The sequence below is a fragment of the Oleiphilus sp. HI0117 genome (genome assembly GCF_001635235.1).
On the sequence record NZ_LWGA01001073.1, the window covers coordinates 1 to 6315 of the forward strand.

Sequence of the window (6315 nt, forward strand, 5' to 3'; positions counted from 1 at the left end):
CCATTCTGACTTGAAAAGAATATTTGGTAACTTTGAAAATATCGCAGCGAATAAGAAGTTTGTAATTCTCAAAGCTGGGAAGTAAGCCATTCCTTAAAATATGAATAATATTCATGTTTGTGTTAGTCTGGGATTTTATGATCTCAGGTAGGCTGGACTTTTACTTGGTTTAGACTGCAGATCCAAAAAAATAATAAGACTAGTTGGATAATATGGACGCAAACTATTTTTCTAAGCTATCGCTCGCTCTGAGTCAGGCAGGCCTTGCTAGCCCTGTACTGCTTGTCGATAAATCTTTGTTGGATGAAAATATTGCACGCTTGAAAGAAACCCTAGAAAAAGGGTTTGCCTATCGAGTGGTGGCAAAATCTTTACCCAGTATTCCTATGCTGGAATATATACTGTCCGAAACTAATTCCTCTCGTTTAATGTGCTTTCACCTTCCTTTTCTTATACATATTGCAGAGCATAAATGGCCCGTAAAGCCGGACTTGTTGTTAGGAAAACCTATGCCTGTCATGGCGCTTAGAGCTTTCTATCAGTGGTATGAGAAGCAAGGTGAGCCGCTAGACTTTGAGCCAGCAGAGCAAGTTCAATGGCTGATTGACTCAAATGAACGCTTGAACGAGTACGAGGCTGTTGCTTTAGAGTCAGGGCTCAAGATGAAGGTTAACCTTGAGGTCGACGTGGGTTTGCATCGTGGTGGCTTTGCTGACATGAGTGAGTTTAGGTCTTGTCTAGAGCGTATTAAACAATCTGATTTATTGAGCCTTAGCGGACTAATGGGTTACGACTACCACGTTGCCAAGGCGCTTAATATTTTGGAAGGAAGGGCTGTCGTGGCTCGTGCTGCAAAAAGTAGCTATCAGCGTTTTGTTAATGTGGTTGACGAAGTATTTGGTTCTCATGAAGGGCTATGTTTAAACGCAGGGGGAAGCCCAACTTATTCCTTGTATCAGCAAGGCGATTTTAGGAATGAATTAGCAGTTTCGTCAGCTCTGGTTAAGCCCAGCGACTTTGATATTCCAACTCTGGAGCATCATGTGCCTGCCGCATTTATTGCTGCCCCCATTTTAAAGGTAATTGAAAAACCAAGTTTGCCCATTGCTTCATCTTTATCTCCTTTTTTGCGGAGTGCGAAGCTGTTACCGAAGAAGGCGTGCTTTATTTATGGTGGCAATTGGCTTGCTGATCCGTGCTATCCAGAAGGCTCTGAACGAGTGAAGTTGTACGGTTGCTCAAGCAATCAGGAAATGTATTCGCTTGCAGAGTCTTCTGAGCTAAAGCCTAACGACTATATGTTCTTCCGGCCCAGACAAAGTGAAGCCTTGTTTCTCCAGTTCGGGCAAATAGCTGTCTATGATCAGGGAAAGATTGTTGCTTGGTGGTCTGTATTTGATACCTCAAAAACACCTCGCTGGGAGCAATAGTTGTAGTGATGGGTATTTTCTTTATTCTCGTTTTACTCAGCTTTCCCGCTGTGTTGATTGTCGCTGCTCAGCGCTGGGCCATTCTCGACAAGCTGGGTGTCGTGGTGTTGGCTTTTGCCTCGGGTATTGTGCTATCGGGTTTCAATATCCAGAACTACTTGCCCGGTAGCGATGTGCTCTCGATCCAAACTCAGGTAACTGAAGTCGCCATAGCCTTGGCAATTCCAATGCTGGCTTTTTCAATGGATATTAAGTCTGCTTTTCACTTGGCTGGGCCAACGATTAAAGCCATGATTCTAGCATTGTTTAGCGTGATGATTATCACGACGATTCTGTCTTTACTGTTTGATGGGCGAATAGAGCATTTGTGGCAAGTTGCTGGATTAGCGGTCGGCGCGTATACCGGAGGAGGCCCGAATATGGCGGCTATTAGTGCGGCAATTGAAGGTGAGCAGTCGGTGTTTATTACGATGACCAGCTATGATATTTTGCTGTCGGCCTTATATCTATTATTTGTTGTGAGCCTCGCAAAACCGCTGTTTAGCCGGTTTTTAAAAGCCTTCAATGAAAGCGAAAAGTTGCCCTTGAATAGCACGTCGGGTGGGGGGCTCTTTGATCACTTGAGTGATGAAAGTTCACATGCCTATAAGCAGCTAGTGAGCAAAGAAAATGTTTTAAATGTTGCCTCTGTACTCGGCTTTGCAGTGTTGGCATTGGTTATTGGTATAGGCCTTTCTCAGTTGTTCCCGAAAAGTATGTCTTCAGTAGTGACGATAGTGGCGATTACGAGTGCTGGTCTGGGCTTGTCATTTTTTCCTCAGGTAAAGCGTTTGAAGCAGAGCTTTCATTGCGGCATGTATTTGGTGCTAGTGTTTTGTTTTACCATGGGCACAATGACCAACTTGGAAATTCTAAGTGCTCTGAATGTAGAGTTATTTCTCTTTATCGCCTTGTTATTGGTTGGCACGTTAATTCTGCATGCTAGTTTATGCAAGCTATTTAAAGTCGATACAGATACCTTCTTGATTAGTTCGGCCGCAGCCATCATGTCGGTGCCATTTATACCCGTCGTGGCGGGTGCTTTGAAGAATAAATCGCTAATAGTCCCAGGTTTCGCCGCTGCAATTCTTGGCTATATCCTGGGTAACTATTTAGGGATTACGCTCGCCTACTTGATACGCTGGTTGAGCTCTTAAAGTAAATCGTTGCCTACCAACTCCAGGACAGTCCAATATCAACTGATAAGCCAGAATCCGCTAGGCCGTTTTCAACGTTATATAGTGATGCGACGGTATTTTTCTGATCAAAAATATTATTCACGTTTATATACATAGCACGTTCGCCTTCGCCTGATTTAGAGTCGAAGTGTTTAAGAAGGCTGAGGTCAGTACGAAAATAATCATCTGCATCCTCTGGCGCAATTTGCGTCACCTCTAGCGTTGTCGGGTTTGTCGAGGTTATATAGTCACCCTCACTATAGTTGAGCATTGCTCTTTGTTTGATTGATAGCTCGATATTGCTATCAGCAAGTAGGTAGTTACCCTGAAGTGTAAAAATCCACTGTGGGAAAGCTAAATAATCACTATTGAGTTCTTTATTCTCGCTTCGAACATAGCTACTGCTGCCAACTAACTCAAACCTCTTGAACTGTTTTCGACCAGAAAGCTCAACACCATAAGACTCATTTCTACCTGTGTTGAAATATTTCTGAGAAGAGCCCGTTGTTGGCACTAAAACGATGCCTTCTTTCCAGCGACTTGAAAACAGAGTTAACTCTGTAGAATAGTCATTAGCGAGAAAATGATTGACCCACTCAATCGTATCAATTTCCTCTGGTTTGATGCTCTCGTTTGCTTCAATTGCCTGAACAGAGCCAAATCTCTCAATTGCTGTGGGCGCTCTAAAAGCGTGGCCGTAAAGAAGCTTGGAGCTATAGTTTTCATTGACTTTGACAATGAGCCCTGCTCTTGGCGAAAGGTGAGAGCCGACATCTGAGTAATCGTCTGCTCTGAGACCATAGACAGCATGCAGTTTGTCATTAAATAAGCCTGTCTTGGCTTGGAATAGTGCATACCTAATGTGTCGTTTAGAATTCTTATAAGGGTTGTCTTGATCAACAAGGGTGCTGCCATTTAAGTCGATCCGGGAGTAGTTGCTACCGTTGACGATAAATCGGTCATAACCAGCACCGAGAACCCATTGCGTTGAGGCTTCAGGCGATTTGCCTTTTAACTGAAGTTTCGCGCCACTACGTTGCTCATTTGTAGATTGATAGAGTGTGTGAGGGCAGTAAAGAGGGTTATTGGTCGTATTGGTTCCATCTTTACAGTCAAAAGAAGTGATTGGTATATCGTTAGGCGCGTACACGAGGCTTATCGGGTAGCGTGCATTGTCAAATGACCATTCTTGCTTACTCTGCCAATGATAGATTTGAGTGCCCAGTTCAATGCTATCGCTAAGCTGGTAATCGTAAGATAAGCTTGCGAGCCAGAAGCTGGAATCTTGCCCTGAATGTTCCCGATCTTCAGTTAAGCTGGTAGATTGCACGTCAAAATTATCATCAATACGGGTAAAGAACTGGGTGCCGGTGCTTGGAAAACCAGATGCCAAATAGTTTGCGTAGTATGAAAAAAACTCGACACGTCCTGTATCGACTTTGCCAGCGCTCAATTTTATAAAGCCACTTTGATCACGATAGGCATAGTGTCTTTCGGAGTTATAGAGCAAACCGTCATCAGGATCGGTGTAGCGATAGTTCAAGTTTTGATCGCTCTGTCGGGCAAATGCTAAGCCGGCATTGAGTATGCTATCTTCGAATGTCTGTGCGACAAATAGAGAGGCTTTGGTATAACCATCACTGCCTACTTTACTTCTAATCTGGGTCTCATCTTTATTAGAGTCTTTGAGTTGTCGAGCAATTACACCATGAAAAGCATCGCTTCCATAGAGTGTACTGCCGGGCCCTCTAACCATTTCTATACGGCTTAAATGATCAAGATTGATAATCGGTTTATCATACAACGAGGTCGCATAAGTGTAGCTGTTTAAGGGGACGCCATTTAAAGTGTTGGCAATGCCGCGCACCGATAGCTCTGTAGTGAAGCCGCGAATTGCTATTGCTTCGGCACCACCCCAAGTAGGGTAACTTGCCACGGAAGGAACACTTTCCAGCACATCACTTAAGCGTTTTGCTCCTGTTTTTTGCCAGTCATTTTCGGTCAGAAGAGATACGCTAGACGCTGCGTCCAGCTCTGACTCTTCAAATACTGATGCAACAGTTACTTTGAGGTTCATTAAGTCCTGAATGGACATTTGGACTGTGTGATCGAGATAATGAGGTAATGTATAAAGCGGCACCACTACATGATATTGGGAAGATCGCTATCCCTGATCATATCCTTAACAAGCCTGGTAAGCTAACACCTCAAGAGTGGGAGGTTATGCAGTCTCATGCCCAGATCGGTTACGATATACTTTCGACGTCTGACTTAGAGGTCTTGCGAGCGGGCGCGCTCATTGCAGGTGGGCATCACGAGAACTGGGACGGTTCAGGCTATCCAAACGGTATTGCGGGTGAAGATATTCATATCTTTGCGCGAATTGCTTCGGTGGCAGATGTGTTCGATGCGCTGGTGAATCGTCGATGCTATAAACAAGCTAGGTCTATAGACGAGACATTAAACTTCTTCAAAGAGATGAAAGGCACTAAGTTCGAGCCGCGTTTGGTTGATTTATTACTCGATACCCAAGAAGAGCTAATGAAAATTCAAGAGGCGCATGCCGATTAGGCATGCGCATACGATACTAGGTTTTACGCTTAGAATGCTAAGGCAAAGCCTAGTAGTATCGATAGAGTAGCGAGACCGGATGCAACAATGATTGTCGCCATTGCCTTGTCTTGTTTGGCTGCATCAGAACGAGTAAACGACGCTCTATCTTCGAAGGTCATTTGTTTTAGCGGTGCAGCTAGCATTGGCTTCATTTCGTTATCAACTAAAATTGAATCGTTGGCTGGGTTGTCCTTGCCTGAGCCTTTTTTAGTTTGATGAGGAATGCCGTTAATTCGTGTCTGAAAAGTTGTATTTTCGGCTTCTTCTTGTTCACTCTCTTGCAGCAACTCCAGCGCCCAGCTTTCATCAACCTCTTGCGGTTCAGTGCTCCGGTATGCTGTATAGGTTTGGTTAAACTTTTCGTATAGTGCAGTGGTTTCTTGAAGTGTGAGAGTCTGATCCTGCGCTTTTTGAGAGACCATATTCAAAATACGCGCACGCTCGTCGTGTATCTGTTTATTGTCTTGCTCTAATGCTGAGTTTCCGTAATCTTCAATTGTTGCTACTGACATGATTCGTTCCTGAATTAATTGCCTTCTCTCTCCTTGGCGAACCGTTATCTTAAAACGATAAACGTCGAAAAGGCGTTAAAAGTAAATTCCAATTTGCTTCTTATTACAGGTTCTTTGAATCGATATTATCGGGGGGAGAATAGGAATTCAAAAGCCATATCAAGCTCTTGATTCTATTTCGATAGTGAGTGCTCAATGCAGTTCACTATGACTAACTCTTCCCTGTTATTGTTGTAGATCGAGATACTATCCTGATGTGGGCAATAATAGGTGGAAAGCTGCAAGTGGTCAATGTTTGCCGTGTGAGACATTGACCATTCTTGATGAGGGAAAAATCGATAAATTAAAGTGCTCGAGTTTCTCCAACCTTCATCAATAAAGCATTTTCATCGCCATAGCTTTGATCTATAGCGGCTTGTTTAAAGCGAGGAGGGGCTTCAAATGGGTCTTCAGGTGTCAGCATGATAGCCCCCCAATGCATGCCGATGGTTTTCTGTGCTTTGATACTTCTTGCAATTTCAATGGCATCTTCAGGTGTCGCGT

5 protein-coding genes and 1 pseudogene are annotated in these 6315 nt (G+C 43.8%); 3 read left to right on the plus strand and 3 right to left on the minus strand.

Annotated elements, in window-relative coordinates:
• Positions 1–212: 212 nt before the first annotated feature.
• Both A3757_RS19170 and A3757_RS19175 read left to right on the plus strand, forming a co-directional pair.
• Positions 213–1430 carry an alanine racemase gene (locus A3757_RS19170; protein ID WP_068510870.1) on the plus strand — a complete coding sequence of 406 codons (1218 nt, stop codon included), beginning with the start codon at positions 213–215 and terminating at the stop codon, positions 1428–1430.
• An 8-nt stretch (positions 1431–1438) separates the two neighbouring features.
• Complete coding sequence (locus A3757_RS19175) at positions 1439–2626, plus strand: DUF819 family protein (RefSeq protein WP_068553504.1); 1188 nt, start codon at positions 1439–1441, stop codon at positions 2624–2626.
• A 13-nt stretch (positions 2627–2639) separates the two neighbouring features.
• Here A3757_RS19175 and A3757_RS19180 read toward each other — a convergent pair whose 3' ends face one another.
• Positions 2640–4724: a TonB-dependent receptor gene (locus A3757_RS19180; protein WP_068509502.1), complete on the minus strand. Its 2085-nt coding sequence runs from the start codon at positions 4722–4724 to the stop codon at positions 2640–2642.
• Positions 4725–4747: 23 nt separating this feature from the next.
• Between A3757_RS19180 and A3757_RS19185 the strand changes: the two genes are divergently transcribed.
• On the plus strand, positions 4748–5218 hold the full coding sequence (locus A3757_RS19185) for an HD-GYP domain-containing protein (RefSeq protein WP_082907151.1): 471 nt from the start codon (positions 4748–4750) through the stop codon (positions 5216–5218).
• 29 nt (positions 5219–5247) lie between these two features.
• Here A3757_RS19185 and A3757_RS19190 read toward each other — a convergent pair whose 3' ends face one another.
• Both A3757_RS19190 and A3757_RS27020 read right to left on the minus strand, forming a co-directional pair.
• On the minus strand, positions 5248–5772 hold the full coding sequence (locus A3757_RS19190; protein WP_068509498.1) for a hypothetical protein: 525 nt from the start codon (positions 5770–5772) through the stop codon (positions 5248–5250).
• Positions 5773–6115: 343 nt separating this feature from the next.
• Positions 6116–6315, minus strand: a pseudogene (locus A3757_RS27020) (hypothetical protein); the annotation flags it as partial.

Coding starts and splice junctions, on each gene's coding strand:
- A3757_RS19190 (WP_068509498.1), bottom strand. CDS start 5,772: ATGTCAGTAGCAACAATTGAAGATTACGGAAACTCAGCATTAGAGCAA.
- A3757_RS19170 (WP_068510870.1), top strand. CDS start 213: ATGGACGCAAACTATTTTTCTAAGCTATCGCTCGCTCTGAGTCAGGCA.
- A3757_RS19180 (WP_068509502.1), bottom strand. CDS start 4,724: ATGAACCTCAAAGTAACTGTTGCATCAGTATTTGAAGAGTCAGAGCTG.
- A3757_RS19175 (WP_068553504.1), top strand. CDS start 1,439: ATGGGTATTTTCTTTATTCTCGTTTTACTCAGCTTTCCCGCTGTGTTG.